The sequence below is a fragment of the Planctellipticum variicoloris genome, assembly GCF_030622045.1.
GTDB classification, from domain to species: domain Bacteria; phylum Planctomycetota; class Planctomycetia; order Planctomycetales; family Planctomycetaceae; genus Planctellipticum; species Planctellipticum variicoloris.
The window spans coordinates 432,833-450,908 of the sequence record NZ_CP130886.1; the positions used below are offsets into that span (position 1 = coordinate 432,833).

The window sequence follows — 18,076 nt, forward strand, 5'->3', positions numbered from 1 at the left end:
GCAAACCGGGGCGAAAACCCGTTGCCGCCCCGGCTCTTCATTCCGCCCCCCGAGTCGGGTATCCTTCAGGAAATCTCGTTGGCCTTTACAAGTGATCTCATGCGACCCCCTTCCGCCTCACCGCCCTCCGACGAATCGGCTGGCGAGCACTCCGCACCGCGTCTCGAACGACTGCAGAAAGTTCTCGCAGCGGCCGGGGTCGACTCGCGGCGCCACTGCGAAGAACTGATCACCACCGGACGCGTCTCCGTCGACGGCAAAGTCGTGACAGAGCTTGGCTTTAAGGTCGATCCCGACCGGCAGCGAATCTGCCTCGACGGCGAAAAGATCAAGCCTGAGCGGAAGCAGTACTTCCTGGTCAACAAGCCGAAGGGCTATCTCTGCACGAACGACGATCCCGCCGGCCGACCGCGTGCGGTCGATCTGCTCCCGCCACAGGCGGGCCGGGTGTTTACCGTGGGCCGTCTGGACGAGAATACCGAAGGTCTGCTCCTTCTCACCAACGATGGCGAAATCGCCCAGCGGCTGGCGCATCCTCGATTTCAGGTCGAACGGGTCTACCGCGTGCAGGTCGCCGGCGACCCCGCCGGGGAAGTCTTCGACAAGCTCAAAGAGGGTTACTACTTCACCGAGGGTAAGTTCCGCGTGCGGGACATCCGGCGACTCGGTCGGCAGGGTCAGAGCACGATCCTCCAGATTGTGCTCACCGAAGGTCAGAACCGCGAAGTCCGCCGGCTCCTCGCCCGTGTCGGCCACAAAGTGCTCAATCTCAAACGGATCGCCTTTGGTCCATTGAAGCTCGCCGACCTCGATACCGGGGCCTACCGCAAGCTCAACGGCGTCGAAGTGGCCGAGCTGCATCGCATGGCGGAAGGCCGCCCCGCCCGCAAATCCACCCGTCCCCCGGGCGCCCGCCCGAAGGTTGTCAGAAAATCGTCGGCGCACATTCAGGCGGCCAGTGCCGCGGCGGCGGAGCGGGTCCCCAAGGCTGCCGCAGGAGCAGCCCGGCCGGTCACAAAGCGCCCGGCGCGGGCGGAGACTCCCACCGGCCGGACCGCGACGACGAGATCGGCCTCGATGAAGCCGACCGCTTCGAAGCCGGCAGCGATGAAGAAGAAAATCGCCGGCGGCCGATCCGATCGGCCGGCGCCGCGCGGCGCGAAGGGCTCCACCAAAGGGGGAGGCCGTTCCCGATGAGCGTCTGCGTTCCTCCGCTCGGACTCCCGGGCGTGGTTACGACTGCCCGCCAGGTCCGCGCCCGGATCACTGCCCACGGCCCGATGGCGACCAATACCTGGCGGATGCGGATCCATGCCCCGGAGATCGCCGGCCAGATCCTGCCCGGCCAGTTCTTCATGGTGAAGGCCCCCGACCGCAGCGATCCTCTGCTCGGCCGCCCCTTCGCCCTGTTCGAGACCTACGCCGACGCCAGCGGCAACGTGACCGAACTCGACTTCGGCTACATCGTGGTCGGCAAGCTGACGTCGCTGCTGACCTCACTGAAAGTCGGCGACGAAGTGGAGCTGTGGGGTCCGCTGGGAAACGGATTCCCTCCTCCGCCCGCCGGGCACCTGGTCGTCGTCGCCGGCGGAATCGGGCAGACGCCGTTCCTGTCGGTTCTGCACGAAGCCCTCGGCCAGCGCAACTACGGTCGGCCGGTGGAAACGCGCCCCGACAAGCTGACCTTCTGCTACGGCGTCCGCAGCGCCAGCTACCTGGCGGGCGTCGAGGACTTCCGGCTGCCGGGTGTCGACGTCCGCATCGCCACCGACGACGGCACGGCGGGACGCAAAGGCTACGTAACGCAGCTCCTGGACGAGGTCCTCAAAGCCGAATCCGGCCCGGTCACCGTCTACTGCTGCGGACCGGAACCGATGCTCCATGCGGTCGCAAAGTTGACCGCTGCGGCGTCCGTCCCCTGCCTGGTCTCGCTGGAGACGCCGATGGCCTGCGGCTTCGGCGCCTGTTTCAGTTGCGTCACCCGCGTGAAACAGGAGGATGGAGCGTGGGACTATCGCCGCGTCTGCGTCGAAGGTCCCGTGTTCACAGCCGACGAACTGATCTGGGACTGACCTCAGCGAATGCTTGACCCTGCCTGATCGACGAAATCCCCGCACGACGCACCCTGACGATCCCCTTAGAAACTGCCGAGGACTTCCGCCTGAACTGAGTACTTTTCCTCCCGCCGTTTCCCCCTGCCTTGCGAAGGAGTTTTCCGCCATGCCCGCGCTGCAGCGTTTGTGGAGTCGTTTCCGATCGGCAGGATTTCTGCCGATCGCGTGCCGTGGCCTGCTGGCAACCGCCGTGCTGAGTGCCGCCGGACCGCTCCTGGCCGACGAACCTCCGCTGGAGGAGGTGATGAAACGGATCCCGGCCACGTCTCCGGAAGACTCGCTCAAACGCTTCAAGATCGAGCACGGCTTCCAGCTCCAGCTCGTCGCGCACGAACCGGATGTCGTCGACCCGATCGACGCCTGCTTCGATGAATACGGGCGGATGTACGTCGTCGAAATGAACGACTACCCGTTCCTCCCGGAACAGCGCGTCGAGAAGTACGTTGCCCAGCGCAAGGAAACGTGGGGGCGGATTCGCCGTCTGGCCGACACCGACGGCGACGGCAAGATGGACAAGAGCGAGATCTACGCCGACAAGATCCGCTGGCCCCAATCGGTCTGCTGCTACAAAGGGGGCATCTTCGTCCTCGGTCCCGCCGGCCTGGTCTACTTCAAAGACACCGACGACGACGGCAAGGCCGATCATCAGGAGACCCTGGCCACCGGTTTCAGCACTTCCAACGTGCAGGGACTCGCCAACGGTCTCCGCTGGGGGCTCGATCACGGCATCTGGTTCGCCTCGGGCCGTGCCGGCGGCGAAGTCCAGCTCGCCGACGGCACGAAGGTCTCCCCGGGCCGGCGGGATCTCCGCCTGAATCCCGCGACGAAGACTTTCCAGCTCGTTTCGGGAGGCGAGCAGTTCGGCCATACGGTCGACGACTGGGGCGACCGCTTCGTCTGCAACAACAGCAACCACATCGAACACGTGGTCTTCCCGCTCCACTACCTGGAACGCAACCCGCAGCTCGCGTTCTCGGCCGTCCTCCGGTCGATCGCCAAGGAAGGCGCTGCGGGACCGGTCTTTCGCACCAGCGGCCCCGAGCCCTGGCGCGTGGTCCGCACCGCCCGTCGCGCCGCCGACCCGGCCTTTCGATCCCGCGTCTCCGCGACCGAGCTCGTGGCGACGGGGTTCTTCACCTCCGCCACTGGAATCACGGTTTACCGGGGGGGAGCATATCCGCCCGAGTTCCAGGGGAACGTTTTCATCGGCGACGTCGGCGGCAACCTCGTCCACCGCAAAAAGCTGACCCCCGCGGGAGCCAGCTTCGTGGCCGAACGAACCGAAGAAGGGGTCGAGTTTCTGACGTCGACCGACAACTGGTTCCGTCCGGTGAACTTCGTCAACGCCCCCGACGGCACGCTCTATATCCTCGATATGTATCGGGAAACGATCGAGCATCCGTTCTCGATTCCCGACGACATCAAGGCGTACGTCGACCTGGAAAGCGGCTACGATCGCGGCCGGATTTATCGGCTGCTGCCGCCGGACACGAAGCCGGCCACGCCGCCGAAACTGGCGGGGCTGGAGCCGGCTGAGCTGGTCGCTTACCTCGATTCTCCACACGGGTGGGTACGCGATACCGCCCATCGGCTGATCTGGGAAGCCCAGGACGCCGGCGCGGTCGAACCGCTCCGCAAACTGGTCCGAGAGGCCAAAACGCCTCAGGGACAGGTTCACGCACTCTGGTCGCTCGAAGGACTGAAGGCCCTCGCGCCGGCGGAGCTGCTCGTCGCCCTGGGCGCGAGTGACCCCCACGTGCGCGAATGCGGACTGCAGCTCTCCGAGCCTTTCGCGGCCGGCCAGCCGGAAATTGTCAGTCGCTGGATCGCACTGACCGACGATCCGGTCGAACGCGTCCGCTGGCAGGTCGCGCTGTCGCTCGGGGCCATTGACGGCCCGGCGGCCGTCGATGGACTGCGGCGCGTGGCCCGGCATCTGAAGACCGACAAGGATCTCCTCCCGGCGATCCTGAGCTCTTCATCGAAAGTCGCCGCCAGCCTCGCGGCCGAACTGCTCCGCGACCCGGAGGCCTCGACGGCGTTTTTGTCGGAACTCGCACGTTCCGTGGGCGCTGAGTCCGACCCGGCCGGTCCGAAGCAGCTCCTCGACGCCAGTCTTGCCGCCGGCGTTCCCGCCCCCCGTCAGGCGCTGGTGCTGCAGGGGCTGGGCGAAGGCCTGCGTCGTCGCGGCGTCCGGCTCTCGTCCGTCGCCAGCGAGACGGCGGCGAAGTCGCTGGCCGACGTCTGGAAGACCGCGATTGAGCAGGCTTCCAACGGAAAGCTCCCGGAAGGGACGCGGCTGGCCGCGGTCAAGCTGGTGGCGAATGCCGATGAATCGCTGCTGATGGAATCGTTCCCGGATCTGCTGACTCCTCAGACGCCTCCGGCGATCCAGCAGGCCGTCGTCGCGGCGCTGGCCGCCGGCAACAGTCCTCAGGCCTCGGCGGCCTTGTTGGCGGAATGGAAGACGCACGGCCCTGCCGTCCGTCGCAGCATCGTCGACGCGCTGGTTCAGTCCTCCAGCGGCGCGGATGCACTGCTGGTCGCGGTCGCGGCCGGGACGGTCAAACTTGCGGAAATCGACCGCGACAAACAGCAACTGCTGTCGAACCATCCGTCGGAGCCGATTCGCACGCGCGCCCGCGGCCTGTTCGCCACACAGACCAGCAATCGCAAGGAAATCGTCGCCAAGTACCAGCCGGCTCTCGCTTTGGCCGGCGACGCCACCCGCGGTCAGGCCGTGTACACGAAGAACTGCGTCACTTGCCACCGGGCGGCCGGCCTCGGGCACCAGGTCGGTCCCGATCTGGTGTCGGTGCAGAACAAGTCGCTGGAGGATCTGCTGATCGCGGTCCTCGATCCGAACCGGGAAGCGCAGCCGAACTTCATCGGTTACACCGCGACGACGGATGAGGGGCGAGTCTTTTCGGGCATCATCTCCGCCGAAACCGCAGCGAGCATCACGCTCCGGCGTGCCGAAGCGAAAGAAGACGTCGTTCTGCGGGAGACCCTTGACGCCCTGGTTTCCAGCGGCCTGTCGCTGATGCCCGAAGGGGTCGAAAAGGAGATCAACCCGCAGCAGATGGCCGACTTGCTGGCGTTCCTCAAGGAGCTTCCCGCCGCTCCGGCGAAGTAACTGCAATGCAAAACACGCGGCAGGCCCGAGTTCGAGCCTGCCGCGTGTACATTTTGATCCAGCGAGTGCCGGCGATTCCGCCGCCAGTTTGCCTATCGCTTAAACCCGTACTCTTCATTGGCGGTGTCGAAGTCCGCGGCCAACATCCGACCGCCGAAGTCGATTTCCGCGAAGCTGTAGAACTCGATCAGCGTCGCCTCATCCAGCTCTTCGCCGTCCGTCGGAGCGTTGGCGCCCGGCCAGCCGAAGTTCTTGATGTAGAGCGGCACCGAGCGTTCCTTGTCGATGAAGGTCAGGGACTTGCGGTAGGTCTCCGAAGCCGACTGGTCCTTGTATTCGATCAGATAGACGTCGCAGGCCCGGCTGTCGAATTCCGCGTCGGCGAGCTGTTCGCAGCGGGTGTAGTTGTGCGTCTGCAGATCGCGCTGGTGGTAGTTGACGATCATCTTCGCCAGTTCCAGAATCCCCGCGTTCGTGATCGGATGCCGGTTTTCCTGCATCGCCAGCGTCCCGTCGGGATCGATCGACAGCGTCCCGAGCCGGGCTTTCCAGCCCCCCGCATGGACCAGCATTTCGCCGTCGTTCTGCCCGGCGACATAAATCGCTTCGCGGCCCCGTTCCCCGGTGTGCCACTTCAGGTAAACGCTGAAGGGTTCGTGCCGGACCTTGAGCGTCATTTCCTGCTCGTCGAGCAGCGTCCCGTCGACCAGTTCCTGCCTGGTGAACTGGGCCGAGTAGCTGGGGATTCCTTTCAGGAAGGTGATCCCGCGTTCGAGTTGAGCGATCTTGCGCTGCAGGGTCGCTTCCGCCTGCTGTTCGGGCGAGAGGACCGCGGCGGCGCTCGGGCTCGGCGTTCCGGCGGAGGGAGCGGCCTCGACCGGTGCGGCCGCCTGCAGGTTGATCAGCGGCTTCGGCGCCGCCCGCGTCAATCGAATGGTCTCTGCCCCCGCCGGTTCCACCGGAAACTGCAGATAAAGAAAGCCCACCGTTCCCACGGCGATCAGACTGGCCAGTGAATTTGCGCGAAATTGGGGGTCCTGAGGCAGACACCGTCGAAAGAATTGCCGCATGCAGTTTTCTCCCGCTCGTCAGGCTGGGGGTGGAGAAGCGCTGGGATGGCCGCGGTGAATCCCGCAGAAGAGGACCTCGTAATCCGCTTCGCCGAGAAGCAGGCGTCCGAGGCCGCGAAGACTGCAAGCGAGCGGCGACTGTGTTGATCGGCAGAAACTGCGAGCGGGAAACAGCACTGCCCGCAGCGCAGGCAGAACTGTCGCCGGCCATTCCACAGCCGTCATCCGCAAGGTTTACGCAGGTGGAAAATTTTGCGTGCGCCGCCCAGCCGCGGATTCTCCACGGGCGACGCTGCCCATGATGCGGGCACGTCCGTCAGAGTTTGAAAGCCCCCGCCCTGCCCGACCGCCCGCCTCACGCGAAGGATTGGCCGGTCAGACGCTCGAACGCTTCGACGTATTTCGAGCGGGTCCGTTCCACCACGTCGAGTGGCAGCGCCGGCGGCGGGCTGTTTTTGTCCCAGTTCGTCGATTCCAGCCAGTCGCGGACGAACTGCTTATCGTAGGACGGCTGGCCGCTTCCCGGACGGTATTGGTCCGCCGGCCAGAATCGCGAACTGTCCGGCGTCAGGACCTCGTCGATCAGATAGATCTTTCCGTCGACGGTTCCGAATTCAAACTTCGTGTCGGCGATGATGATCCCGCGTGAGCGGGCATACTCCGAAGCCTTCCGATAGATCGACTGACTCAGATCGCGAAGCGTACTCGCCGTTTCAGCGCCCACGATCTCGGACATCCGCTCGAACGGAATATTTTCATCGTGCCCGGTGACGGCCTTGGTGGCCGGGGTGAAGATCGGGGCGCCCAGCCGGTCGCTCTCGACCAGCCCTTCCGGCAGGGCAATTCCGCAGACTGTGCCGGACTTGCGGTATTCCTTCCAGCCCGATCCACTGAGATAGCCGCGGACGACGCATTCGACCGGAAAGACGCTGGTTTTCCGGACGACCATGCTGCGCCCCATGAGCGGGACAGGATCGACTCCCGCCGGCAACGGGACGTCCCGCGGGTCCATGCTGAGCAGATGGTGATCGACCTCCAGCAGTCCAAACCAGAATTCGCTGATCCGGGTGAGCACCCGCCCCTTGTCGGGAATCCCGGTCGGGAGCACCCAGTCGAACGCGCTGATCCGATCCGTGGCGATAAACAGCAGGCGATCGCCAAAATCGTAGACGTCGCGGACTTTTCCCCGCAGAACGGGGATTCCGGGGATTTCGCTGTTCAGCAGCACGTTACCAGCAGCTTCCGCCATTCCTGAACCTTTGCGACAGACACAAGATCGGCCTCGCCGGCCAACCTAGCAAACGGCCCCGTTCTTGAACATCAATTGGCCGGGATATACACTCCAAAATGGCGTCCCCGGCGGTTTTGGACCGTTGAGAACGCTCGCGACCGTTCCGTCGGCGAGGACTCTCCCCGATCCGGTCGCGCGAATTCGGGCAGTTCGAAGTTCCCACTCCGGGCCTCGGCTGTTGATTCTCCGCGAGGCGCTCATGGGGTTGATCCGCTTTGCTGTGCACCCTGCGGACCGGCTGGTCGACTGGCCGGAGGTGCATCGCGGCTACCTCACCGGGTCGGACGGCCGGATCTTTCCCACCCGCATCGAACTCGATCAGAATATCATCGGCTGTCGGCGGTCGTCGTCCGAGAGCAGTCGGTTCCATGTCGCGTGGCCCGTTCCGGGCTTCGGGATGCCGATCGTGTCGACGTCGTCGCTTCCCGAACGTGCGGAGCCCTTCCTGCTGTCGGTCGAACTCGCCCGCGGCAAGCTGGTTCAGCTTCGCAACCAGGCCTCCGCCTGGGAACTGGCGGGCATGCGGATTCCCGACGAATTTCTCCCCGCCAGCCGCCGGGCACACCTGTTTTTCGCGCGGGCTGCGTCGTCGCAGTCGGATCCGGCCGGGGCGTCGGCTCTGGCCGAGCAGTCGCTGGAACATGGATTTATTGCCGCCGACATCCTGACGCGGGCTTACTCGCGTCAGGCGCTTGCGGGCCGCACGCAACGCTATTCGCAGCTTCCGGCAGTGCTTGGCTGCCATCTTCCGGATTATGTGCTGCCTCCCGGCGAGACTCAGGAGTTCGGGCTGTCGTTCGACGCCGCCGCGGTTCCGCTGAACTGGCGGACGGTTGAAGAGTCCGAGGGGGAGTACCGGTGGGATCTGTTCGATCAGCAGGTGAGCTGGTGCGAACAGAACCGGCTGATGGTTCTGGGGAGTTCGCTGGTCGATTTCGGCTCGTCCGGACTTCCTCCCTGGCTGGCGCGGTGGGAGCACGATTTTTTCAATCTGCAGAGTTTTGTCTGCGATTTCGTCGAGACGGCGGTCGCGCGGTATCAGGGGCGGATTCGACTCTGGGAGATCGCCGCCCGGGCCAATACGGGGGGGGCGTTGGCGCTCGCCGAAGAGTCCCGACTGACACTGGTCGCCCGGATGCTGGACGTCGCCCGTCAGGTGGACGAAGAAGCCCGGCTGATCGTCCGGGTCGATCAGCCGTGGGGGGAGTATCTCGCCCGCGGCCAGCACCGGCTGTCGCCGCTGCAGATGGTCGACGCGCTGCTCCGGTCGGGCGTGGGTCTGGCGGGAGTGCACCTGGAGATTGCGATGGGCTATCTGCCCCGCGGTTCCGCCCGTCGCGATCTGCTCGAAGTCTCCCGGCTGCTGGATCAGTGGAGCGTCCTCGGCATCCCGCTGTACATCACACTGGCGGCGCCGTCCGCGATGGCACACGACCCGGCCGCCGGCTTCGACTGGGAGATCGACCCGCACGTCTGGGAAACGGCCGACACGGAGAGCGAGCAGGCGCGGTGGTTCGGGGAGCTGCTGCCGCTGCTGATGGCGAAGCCCGCGGTCGCCGGCGTCTTCTGGTCGCAGTGGAGCGACGTGGTCGCTCACGAGCTCCCGCGCGCCGGCATCCTCCGCGAGAACGGAGAGCCGAAGCCGCTGCTCGATCGGATTCGGAATTTCGAGCAGGATTGCAACCTGCCGACCTCGTGATCGCGACGCTCCGCACAGCGGCGAATTTGCCGGCTGCTCGTGCGAAATTTGGGAGCGTCTGTTATCCTGCCGTTTTGGTCAATTCGCCGGGCTCCGTGCCCGGATTGCAGGCATTCCCGCACGATGCCCGCGCCTTCGCAGGCGCGGTTTCGCTTTTCGCGGAAGGACCGATTCGATATGGCAATGGACGTGTACGCACCGTGCCCGTGCGGCAGCGGTAAAAAACTGAAATTCTGCTGCGCCGACCTCGCGGAGGATATGGACCGGATCACGCGGTTGATGGAGAACAATCAGCCCCGCGCCGCCCTGCAGCAGCTCGAAGCCCTCGCCAAGCGACACGCCCGCAGCTCCTGGGTTGAATCGACCCGCATCCTGGTCCATCTGGAACTGGCGGAACCGGCCGCAGCCCGCGACCTGGCCCGCGAGTTTCTCGAACACCAGCCGGACCACGAATTTACTCTGGTGCTCTACGCCACCTCGGCCCTGCAGGCGGACGGTTATGATCAGGCGGAAAAGCTGGTGCATCGCGCCTTCCAGCGCGCCTCCCGCAAGTTTCCCTCGATGGTGGCGGGGCTGGCGCTCGCGTCCGCGGCGGTCATGTCCTCGCGCGGCAAATTCATGTCGGCCCGCGAGCACCTGGGCTTCGCTCTGAAGATCGCTCCGGATCAGGATCGCCAGGAGATCTTCGTCCGGCTGCTCGAATTCGACAACAGCGCCCAGATACCGTATCCCCTGCGCGGCGCCCATAACCTGCCGCAGGCCGCACTGAGCGAACCTCAGCAGTCCGAGTTCAAGAAGGCCCTCAAATACGTCAGCGTCGGCTGTTGGCGCGAAGCCGCCGACGTCCTTCAGCCCCTCACAGTCGCCGTCCCCGAGTCCGCCGAAGTCCACCATGCGGTCGGACTCTGCCGCGCCTGGTCCGGCGATGAAGCCGCGGCGGCGGCGGCCCTGCACGCGGCGGCCGGTCGCTATTCCGACCTGGCCACCGCGGTCGAGTGTGAGACGATCGCTCAACTCCTCGATCAGAACGTGGCGACCGACCGCACGGACGTCCTGTCGCTGATGGTCCCGCTGAATTCGGTTTCCCGTCTTCTCACTGCCCTCGACGCGGTTCCACGGCTCCAGCGACTGACGCTCCCCCCGGGCGACCCGGATGCGCCCACAGCCTCGTACCAGGTCCTTGACCGGCCTCGCGTCCGACGCGAAGACATGGCTGGACTGACGGTGGAGACGGCCCCTCAGGTAGTGGCGCAGATCCTCGTCTTCGACGCCGAACGGGGCGTCCAGGAAGTGCCCGCCCGAATGCTGATCGTCGCGGCCGCGGGCAAGGACTTCGACGACGCCGGCGACCTGATGCGGGCAGTCGTTGGAGAGCTGGCCGACTGGAGCCAGCCCGAAACCTCGACGGTCTCCAGCGCCGCCCGCGAACTGCACGAACTGGGCTGGTCCTGGGGCTTCCCCGCCAATGCCTCCGCCGTCGAGCGGCAGCGAATCGATCTCGAACAATGGGCTCGAACCGTCCGCGACGTCTGGCCGAACCGCAAGACATTCCTGCTGGGCGGTCGCTCGCCGCGCGAATGCGTCGGCGACGCCAGCTCTCGCGTGGCCCTTTACGCAGCCGCTTACGCCTTCGACGCCTACTGCGATGAAGCGGGTTACAACCTCGATCTCGACGCGGTCCTGAAGGACCTGCAGCTCGAACCGCTGCCGCCGTTCGAGGTCGACGGCGACGCCCCGGTCAGCAACCTGTCGGTCATGCAGACCGAACGGTTGCCCGTGGAGTCGCTGACCGACGCGCAGTTGATGTCGGTTGCCAACCGGACGCTGCTGATTCACCACGACCGTTCCGTGCTGCGGGTCCTTCCGCTCGCTCTGGAACGGCCGAACTGCCTCAAGCAGCTCGATCTCGACCGCTGTTATATGACGCTCGCCGACCTCTGCCGGCAGCACGGCCGCCGGGATCAGGCTCTCGACTGGATTCAGCGAGGTCGAACGCAAATCTCGGAGACGGACTCCTCGTTTGAGGTTCAGGCCCGCTGGGACTTCCGCGAACTGATCCTGCGCCTTGAAGATCCGTCCGATCCGGGGCTCCGGCCGCTGCTCAACAAGTTCGCAACCTACTACAGTCCCAAGCTGCCTCAGCTTCGACCTCAGCTCGAAGGGATTCTCGCCCAGCTCGAAGTCGAATCCCCGTGGTCGGCGGGCGGACTGGTCATGCCCGGCGACAGACCCGCTCCCGGCGGGGTCTGGCAGCCCGGCAGCCCGGTCGCTGCCGGGGCCGAATCGAGCGGCGGCAAACTCTGGCTCCCGGGTCAGTAACGGAATCACGCCATGGTCCAGCAGTTCGCCGGCCCCGCCGATGTCATGCGACGGGCGCTGGAACTGGCGGCGCGGGGACTGGGCTCGGTCGAGCCCAATCCTCCCGTCGGGGCCGTGCTCGTCGACGATGAGCTGCGCTGTCTGGGCGAAGGCTGGCACCAGCGCTACGGCGGTCCGCATGCCGAGGTCCATGCCCTTCAGGCGGCGGGCGACGCGGCGCGGGGGGCGACGCTCTACGTCACGCTGGAGCCCTGCTGTCACTACGGCAAGACGCCGCCGTGCAGCCAGGCGGTTATCGCGGCAGGCGTTCGGCGGGTCGTCGCCGCTATGGCCGACCCCGCCCCGCACGTCGGCGGAAAGGGCTTCGCCGAGTTGCGGGCCGCAGGCATCGAAGTCACCGTCGGCCTTGAGGAGACGGCGGCCCGGCTGCTGACCGCCCCGTTCGTCTGCCTGATGCTCGACCGGCGGCCGTGGGTCCACGGCAAATGGGCCATGACCCTCGACGGAAAGATTGCCACCCGGACGGGACACTCGCAGTGGATCTCGTCAGCGGCTTCCCGGGCCGTGGTCCACCAGTTGCGCGGCCGGATGGATGCCGTCCTGATCGGCATCGGCACTGCGCTGGCCGACGATCCGCTCCTGACCGCCCGGCCTCCCGGCCCCCGAACGCCGGCCCGGATCGTCGTCGACAGCCAACTGCGACTCCCCCCTGCCGGCCAGCTTGCCAAGTCGGTCGACATGGGGCCGGTGATTGTCGTGACGACTTCAGCAGCCGGCGCAAAGCGCGCCGACTTGCTCGCTGAAGCCGGCGTGGAAGTCCTGAGACTTGCTGCAGGCTCCGATGGCCGCCCCGATCTGACGGCGTTGCTCGCCGAGCTGGGGCGCCGTCGCATGACGAATCTGCTCGTCGAAGGAGGCTCGGCGATTCACGGGGCGTTTCGCGACGCGAACCTGATCGATGAAGTACATGCCTTTATCGCCCCGAAACTCGTCGGCGGCGCATCGGCGCCGTCGCCCATCGGCGGCACCGGAGCTTCCAAAATTTCCCAGACGAGCAGTCTGCAGCATGTGGAACTGCAGACGCTTGACGGCGACGTCTACCTGCACGGCGTGACGCGGATTCCGGGGTGAAGCAGTAGGGTGAGTCGAGTCTTCGAGGCTCACCTTAATTTGTGATTGCAGCGGTGAGCCTCGTGGACTCGACTCACCCTACGTTGCAGCATGTTCGCTCAGACCGGCATCCGGCGACTACAGGCCGTCAGCAAAACCTTCTTCGCGGGACGCCGCTCCGAAGGAACGACCGGCTCCGGCACCGACGGCGACCATCTGCCGTCCGCTACTCACCGGATACATTCGCGGCAGATCCAGCACTTCTTCGCGTTCATCCGACGGCAGCAGCGAGGCGTAGCTCTCTTCGCCGTAGTCGTCGTAGGTGCTGACATAGCCCGGCAGCTTCGAACGTTCCAGTTCCTTGTGGAAGGCGTCGACCACGCGGTTCTGGATCAGCTCGCGGCAGATCGAATTGATCGGGTGCGCGATGTCCGCATACAGCTTGGCGCGACCGTCGTCCCCCTTGAGGGCGCGATCTTCGTTCAGCCTCGCTCCGCATTCGCTGCAGAAGCGGGACCGGAGATGGTTCTTGCAGGAGCACCGCGGGCAGCGGTCCGTCAGTTTGCGACTCGGCATCGCCACGAAGGACCCGCGGGTCCCCTGGATGATCTTCAGGTCGCGGATTACGAAGCATCCATCGAAGGTCACAGAGCAGAATGCCTGCAGACGCTCGTTCGGATCTTCCATCAGCTTGATGCGAATCTCAGTAATTTCCACGGCCGCGCTCCTATCCGCGTCCCTCACGTGCAGCTCCGGGTGACAAAGACCCAGGGATATCCGGCTGATCTCAGCCGTCCGGCAATCTGCAGCGCCTGCCCGCGGTTGTGGCAGACGCCGAAGTACGCCGTTCCGCTGCCGCTGAGCTGATGCCCCAGCACTGGCAGACGGTCAAAAATCTCCCTGAGCCCCCGAATCGCCTCACTCAGCGATTCCGCCGGAGCTTGCAGACCGTTATGCAAACACCGTGCCGCCTCCGCGACCGCCCCCCGCGACCATGCGGCGATAAGTCCTTCTGGAGAAAGACCTTCAGTATCTGGGCGACAGTGCTTGTAGACCAGCGGCGTCGACAGCCCGGCCTGCGGTTTTGCCACGACAAAGTGCAGAAACTCCGGCAGGTTCAGCGGTTCCAGAATCTCGCCCCGCCCGGTGCAGCGCGCCGTCGTCGATCCGCCTAGAAAAAACGCAACATCGCTCCCCAGTTGAGCAGCCAGGCCCACCAGTTCCCCCGTCGAAAGCCCCAGCCCCCACAACGCGTTGAGCCCCAGCAGGGCCGCCGCGGCGTCGCTCGACCCTCCCCCCATCCCCGCCGCGGAAGGAATCCGCTTGATGAGGCGGACGTCGGCGCCGGGGGTCGCACCGGTGTGCAGGCGGAGCAGCTCGGCCGCCCGGACTACGAGGTTCTCCGGACCGGTGGGGATCGTGTCGACCGAGACGCCAGTCATGGGCGAGACGGCGAGTTCGACCGTCAATCGGATTTCGTTGTCGTTCGACGCGGAGAACTCCAGCGTGTCGAACAGGTTGATGGTCGACATAACGGTGTCGATGTCGTGAAAGCCGTCGGGGCGCTTGCGGACGATCCGCAGAAACAGGTTGAGTTTTGCGGGAGCGTCGACGATCAGCGCGCGGTCGGACCACCGGAAGAACATCTGGCAGCCTCCTCAGGAAAGGTGCGCCGCGGACTCCTCGGCCGACGAATTGAATGCTCAGGCCGCGCGGAGTGAGACCGATCCGGTTCGGACGTCTGCGACGCGCGAACCCCACGACCTGTGACGGAGGAGGATGGTATGACCCGGTTCCGCCGGGGTCAAGCGAAGTTGGACGGGGTCACGGCTGTGAGCCGCGATCGATTTGAAGAGACCTGAGCCGCCGCGATTCCCGTCGCTCGCCTGCGGACGCCACGCTATGCTGAACTCATCGCAATTCGTTCTCTCCCGCGAGGCCATCGCATGAGCATCATCTGGTTCCTCCTGATCGGGATTGCCGCCGGCTGGCTCGCGGGACAGGTGATGCGCGGCGGCGGCTTTGGGCTGGTAGGCGATCTGATCGTCGGCGTGGTCGGGGCGCTCCTGGGCGGATTTCTCTTCGGGCTGCTGGGGCTCTCGGCGGGCGGCCTGATTGGCAGCCTGGTCACCGCGACGGTCGGCGCCATCGCACTGCTGTGGCTGCTGCGGTTTTTCCGCATCAAGGCGTGAAGATTACGCGACGCCGTCAGCCGTTCGTGCCTTCCTCTCAGCTTCAACGATTCTGTAAGTGAGCGCCATCGCGTCGAGCCGGATTTTCATCAGAAACCATCGAATCGCCACGCTGGCGAACGAGAGAAACGTCCAGAACACCACAGGGGCGATCTCCGATGGAGGCACTCCATCGGCATCCGTGAACGCACTGAGGACTGCCGTGGTGATAAGGAGAGCCACAAACGCCAGGAAGCCCAGGTTCGCATTGACGATGCGTCGTCGCATTCGACCGGTCGCGGCTTCGAGGCAGCCTGCGATGTCGCCGCGTTCCAGCAGCTTCTTTTCGTTGTAGTAGAGGAACTTCAGCGATTTGAGTTCGTCGATAATTGCATCCATCGCCGGCTCCGCGCGTGGCACACAAAGGTCTCGTCGACTCTACGATCACAGAGCAACGGTATTGCGACGTTTACGCCGCCCGGCCGACGGACTTCTCACCGGCGTTCGTCATCCGCCAGAGCAGGTCCAGGGTCTCCAGCCGAGCCAGACGATGGGACTTCCACAGCAGTTGCGGGATGATTGTCAGGGCGGGAAAGATCCCCAGTTGCCAGGGGAGATTCGAACCCGCTCCTCGTTGTTGAAAGACGAGAGACGCCAGTCCGATCAGGGCCGGAATGGTCAGCATGCCAACAAAGAGCCAGAGCATGGCGAGCTGCCACTTCCGGGTGCGCAGGCAGACCGCCTCCAGGCACTTGCCGGTCTGGCCTTCGCTCAGCAGTTTCTTCTCGTGGTATTGCAGTCCGCCCATCGCCTTCAGTTCATCGACAATCGCATCCATCGCCGGCTCCGGTGTTGGCTCAGGGAGAGTCCCTCGTATTCTGCACAGAATAGCAGAGAGGACGAGCCGGGGGCCAGCGGTCGCCAGATCCCTTCGGTCTCCTCATCCCGAAGGGGTCGCAGTCGCCGCATTCCGGGGGTGTCGCTGCGCTCAACGCCCGGCTACATTCTGCGACCCCTGCCGGGGTCGGAATGCTTTCTTCAGCCCGGAGGGCTGAGAGAATGTAGCCGGGGGTTGAGGAGCGAAGCGGCGACACCCCCGGTCGTGGGCGAGAGGACGGTGCGACCCTGGAGAGGTCGAAGTGCGAAATTGCGACCGCATTCCGGTGGTGTCGCTGCGCTCAACCACCGGCTACTCTCCGCAACCCCTCCGGGGTTGAATGCAGACTCGCCGAGAGTCCGTGGTGAGAGCTGGGGCGGAAAGACTCCCCTCGCTCACGCTCGGGGCTCAGAAGAGGTTGAGAAGCTTCGCGCCTCCCGTCCCCTCACACCAGCCATTCCGGCTTGACGATCATCACGATCCCCAGCGCCAGGATCACCGCGCCGCTGATCAGCTTCAGCACCCGGCCGCCGGTCTCTTGCAGGCGATGCTTGCCCAGCGTGACGACGACCACCGTCACCATCAGCGAGTCGTCGAACATATAGGCGGCGATGTAGAGCAGCAGGTAGAGAAAATTCTCCCACGCCGGCAGGTTCTGCAGCGTCAGGATGCCAGTATACATCGCGGGGAGTCCCGCCGTGCAGAGGAGTTCGACGATGTTGACCAGCACCGCCAGGACCGACGCCCCCACAATGGCGCCGATCAGCGTTTCGGCCATCACGATCTTCCGCATCCGCTCGTAGAGCTTCGGCTTGGCGGATTCGGGAATCGACAGCGACACCCCCTGTTTGAACGCGAAGAAGTCCTTGACGTGGATCGTGCCGACGCCGATCGCCAGCAGGCCCAGCAGGATCTGGGCCGGACGGAGCAGACCGATGAACTGAAACACGTTCAGCCACGCGGCCATAAACGCCAGATAGGCTGCTCCGCTGATGACGACGAACGTCCCCGCCACGGCGAGGATTTTCCAGCGGTCGCGCAGGTTCACCAGCAGCGACAGCAGAAACAGCAGGACCCACATGGCGCACGGATTGAAGCCGTCGACCAGTCCCACCAGAATCGTAAACGCCGGCAGACCCCACTGCTTCCAGTTCACCTGCCCCAACATCGGCAGGTAGACCGTGTCCGACGCGGTTTGAGGCTGCGGCAGCGGATCGGTCGTCTCCGAGACTTCCGGCGGCAATTCCCGCCGCGGTCGGGAAGGAGGAGCTTCCGCATCGGTCTCCGACAGCGGGCCGACTTCGGGCGGGAGGGGTTTGGCGCTCGACTCGCTCGCGCCGACTTCGGGGGGCGGCGGAAGTTCCGGAACGGTCTCGATCGCCGGCGGATCGCCGGCCTGTGCGACGCCGCCCCAGCCCGCAAACCACGGCAGCGGTCTTTCGTTGAAACCGCGACGGGCCGGTCGATTCCACGAAGTCTTCGGCGGGCAGGGGACGGTCACCCCCTTCAGGACGTCGTCCCACTGTCGAAAGCTGGCGACGGCGTCGATAAAGCCGATCATCAGCCGCCCCCCCATGTGCAGTGCCGGGACGCCCGCGCCCTGGACGCCGTAGCGATTGGCGACTTCCTGCAGCCGCCGCTGGGCCTCCACGGAGACTGCAATATCCTTCTCAACGAACTTGTAGCCGGGGTAGCGCGGCGCCAGTTCTTCAAAGATGATCGGATGGGCCAGCGCGCAGCGCGGGCACCCCTGTCGGACGAAGACTTCGACCGTCAGCAATTCTTCCAGTTTAGGCGGAGACGTCTTCGCGTCCCAGCCGAACTCGAACCGCCCGCTGGCGTAGAAGGCCGGCAGTCCGGGTTTCTCGATCTTGAAGTGATCGGCGAGCTTGTAGAACCGGGCCAGCGCGGCCTCGTCGCCGGCGACGTCGCGATACGTCACCACGACCCCGGCCTTCTTCGCGTAGTGCTTCTCGACGTACGCGCGGGCCGCGGTCGACAGCTCGGACTCGCCCCGCAGGAAGACTTCGACGACCGCGCAGCGGGTCTCCGCGGCCGGAGCCTCGACGACGCCGAGCAGGAGTACCGCGCTGACGAGCGGAAACAGAAACGTCAATCGAGGGGAGAGTCTGGCGTCCATACCCTGAGTCTGGCCACGGAAATGCGGATCGACAAGCAAAAAGAGCGATGATCGCCCGAGAAACGGGACTCGACTCGAACGGCTTTGCTTTGCATTCGTGCGCCTGCTGCACACAATCCGCACAGGACTCAAACTCGCGGGCCGCTATC

General features: G+C 65.2%; 14 protein-coding genes. 7 read left to right on the forward strand and 7 right to left on the reverse strand.

The window, feature by feature from the left end; translation table 11 throughout:
• Positions 1–99: 99 nt before the first annotated feature.
• From SH412_RS01710 to SH412_RS01720, 3 genes are all read left to right on the forward strand, one after another.
• Positions 100–1,197, forward strand: coding sequence for a pseudouridine synthase (locus SH412_RS01710; RefSeq protein ID WP_336521776.1), 1,098 nt, complete (start codon positions 100–102; stop codon positions 1,195–1,197).
• Positions 1,194–2,072, forward strand: coding sequence for a dihydroorotate dehydrogenase electron transfer subunit (locus SH412_RS01715; protein WP_336521777.1), 879 nt, complete (start codon positions 1,194–1,196; stop codon positions 2,070–2,072). Before SH412_RS01710 ends, SH412_RS01715 begins: the two co-directional genes overlap by 4 nt.
• Positions 2,073–2,220: 148 nt before the next feature.
• Positions 2,221–5,250: a PVC-type heme-binding CxxCH protein gene (locus SH412_RS01720; RefSeq protein WP_336521778.1), complete on the forward strand. Its 3,030-nt coding sequence runs from the start codon at positions 2,221–2,223 to the stop codon at positions 5,248–5,250.
• A 92-nt stretch (positions 5,251–5,342) separates the two neighbouring features.
• On the opposite strand, the gene SH412_RS01725 is transcribed toward SH412_RS01720, so the two are convergent.
• Entirely contained in the window at positions 5,343–6,320 is a 978-nt protein-coding gene (locus SH412_RS01725; protein WP_336521779.1) for a DUF1571 domain-containing protein, read from the reverse strand.
• A 355-nt stretch (positions 6,321–6,675) separates the two neighbouring features.
• Complete coding sequence (locus SH412_RS01730) at positions 6,676–7,569, reverse strand: phosphoribosylaminoimidazolesuccinocarboxamide synthase (protein ID WP_336521780.1); 894 nt, start codon at positions 7,567–7,569, stop codon at positions 6,676–6,678.
• 241 nt (positions 7,570–7,810) lie between these two features.
• Here SH412_RS01730 and SH412_RS01735 point away from each other — a divergent pair, with 241 nt between their 5' ends.
• The 3 genes from SH412_RS01735 to ribD all read left to right on the forward strand — a co-directional run bounded on the left by SH412_RS01735 (position 7,811) and on the right by ribD (position 12,760).
• Positions 7,811–9,310 (forward strand): endo-1,4-beta-xylanase, encoded by a 1,500-nt coding sequence (locus tag SH412_RS01735; protein ID WP_336521781.1) that lies wholly within the window; start codon positions 7,811–7,813, stop codon positions 9,308–9,310.
• A 177-nt stretch (positions 9,311–9,487) separates the two neighbouring features.
• Entirely contained in the window at positions 9,488–11,629 is a 2,142-nt protein-coding gene (locus SH412_RS01740) for a hypothetical protein (RefSeq protein WP_336521782.1), read from the forward strand.
• Positions 11,630–11,641: 12 nt separating this feature from the next.
• On the forward strand, positions 11,642–12,760 hold the full coding sequence (gene ribD, locus SH412_RS01745; protein WP_336521783.1) for a bifunctional diaminohydroxyphosphoribosylaminopyrimidine deaminase/5-amino-6-(5-phosphoribosylamino)uracil reductase RibD: 1,119 nt from the start codon (positions 11,642–11,644) through the stop codon (positions 12,758–12,760).
• A 117-nt stretch (positions 12,761–12,877) separates the two neighbouring features.
• Here the strand turns inward: ribD and SH412_RS01750 are convergent, their stop codons facing one another.
• Together SH412_RS01750 and ispE are read right to left on the reverse strand one after the other, a co-directional pair.
• Positions 12,878–13,456, reverse strand: coding sequence for a SpoVG family protein (locus SH412_RS01750; protein ID WP_336521784.1), 579 nt, complete (start codon positions 13,454–13,456; stop codon positions 12,878–12,880).
• A gap of 23 nt (positions 13,457–13,479) precedes the next feature.
• Positions 13,480–14,385 carry a 4-(cytidine 5'-diphospho)-2-C-methyl-D-erythritol kinase gene (gene ispE, locus SH412_RS01755; RefSeq protein WP_336521785.1) on the reverse strand — a complete coding sequence of 302 codons (906 nt, stop codon included), beginning with the start codon at positions 14,383–14,385 and terminating at the stop codon, positions 13,480–13,482.
• Between the two features lie 300 nt (positions 14,386–14,685).
• Here ispE and SH412_RS01760 point away from each other — a divergent pair, with 300 nt between their 5' ends.
• Positions 14,686–14,931, forward strand: a complete 246-nt coding sequence (locus SH412_RS01760) for a GlsB/YeaQ/YmgE family stress response membrane protein (protein ID WP_336521786.1) — start codon at positions 14,686–14,688, stop codon at positions 14,929–14,931.
• Positions 14,932–14,934: 3 nt separating this feature from the next.
• Here SH412_RS01760 and SH412_RS01765 read toward each other — a convergent pair whose 3' ends face one another.
• The 3 genes from SH412_RS01765 to SH412_RS01775 all read right to left on the reverse strand — a co-directional run bounded on the left by SH412_RS01765 (position 14,935) and on the right by SH412_RS01775 (position 17,927).
• Positions 14,935–15,309 (reverse strand): hypothetical protein, encoded by a 375-nt coding sequence (locus SH412_RS01765; RefSeq protein WP_336521787.1) that lies wholly within the window; start codon positions 15,307–15,309, stop codon positions 14,935–14,937.
• 70 nt (positions 15,310–15,379) lie between these two features.
• Complete coding sequence (locus SH412_RS01770; protein WP_336521788.1) at positions 15,380–15,748, reverse strand: hypothetical protein; 369 nt, start codon at positions 15,746–15,748, stop codon at positions 15,380–15,382.
• Between the two features lie 484 nt (positions 15,749–16,232).
• Positions 16,233–17,927 (reverse strand): glutaredoxin family protein, encoded by a 1,695-nt coding sequence (locus SH412_RS01775; RefSeq protein ID WP_336521789.1) that lies wholly within the window; start codon positions 17,925–17,927, stop codon positions 16,233–16,235.
• Positions 17,928–18,076: the final 149 nt, after the last annotated feature.

What these genes read in the sequence shown, in the direction of transcription:
- SH412_RS01765 (WP_336521787.1), bottom strand. Translation starts at nt 15,309, where the DNA reads ATGGATGCAATTATCGACGAACTCAAATCGCTGAAGTTCCTCTACTAC.
- SH412_RS01775 (WP_336521789.1), bottom strand. Translation starts at nt 17,927, where the DNA reads ATGGACGCCAGACTCTCCCCTCGATTGACGTTTCTGTTTCCGCTCGTC.
- ispE (WP_336521785.1), bottom strand. Translation starts at nt 14,385, where the DNA reads ATGTTCTTCCGGTGGTCCGACCGCGCGCTGATCGTCGACGCTCCCGCA.
- SH412_RS01715 (WP_336521777.1), top strand. Translation starts at nt 1,194, where the DNA reads ATGAGCGTCTGCGTTCCTCCGCTCGGACTCCCGGGCGTGGTTACGACT.
- SH412_RS01720 (WP_336521778.1), top strand. Translation starts at nt 2,221, where the DNA reads ATGCCCGCGCTGCAGCGTTTGTGGAGTCGTTTCCGATCGGCAGGATTT.
- SH412_RS01770 (WP_336521788.1), bottom strand. Translation starts at nt 15,748, where the DNA reads ATGGATGCGATTGTCGATGAACTGAAGGCGATGGGCGGACTGCAATAC.
- SH412_RS01735 (WP_336521781.1), top strand. Translation starts at nt 7,811, where the DNA reads ATGGGGTTGATCCGCTTTGCTGTGCACCCTGCGGACCGGCTGGTCGAC.
- SH412_RS01710 (WP_336521776.1), top strand. Translation starts at nt 100, where the DNA reads ATGCGACCCCCTTCCGCCTCACCGCCCTCCGACGAATCGGCTGGCGAG.
- SH412_RS01760 (WP_336521786.1), top strand. Translation starts at nt 14,686, where the DNA reads ATGAGCATCATCTGGTTCCTCCTGATCGGGATTGCCGCCGGCTGGCTC.
- ribD (WP_336521783.1), top strand. Translation starts at nt 11,642, where the DNA reads ATGGTCCAGCAGTTCGCCGGCCCCGCCGATGTCATGCGACGGGCGCTG.
- SH412_RS01740 (WP_336521782.1), top strand. Translation starts at nt 9,488, where the DNA reads ATGGCAATGGACGTGTACGCACCGTGCCCGTGCGGCAGCGGTAAAAAA.
- SH412_RS01730 (WP_336521780.1), bottom strand. Translation starts at nt 7,569, where the DNA reads ATGGCGGAAGCTGCTGGTAACGTGCTGCTGAACAGCGAAATCCCCGGA.
- SH412_RS01725 (WP_336521779.1), bottom strand. Translation starts at nt 6,320, where the DNA reads ATGCGGCAATTCTTTCGACGGTGTCTGCCTCAGGACCCCCAATTTCGC.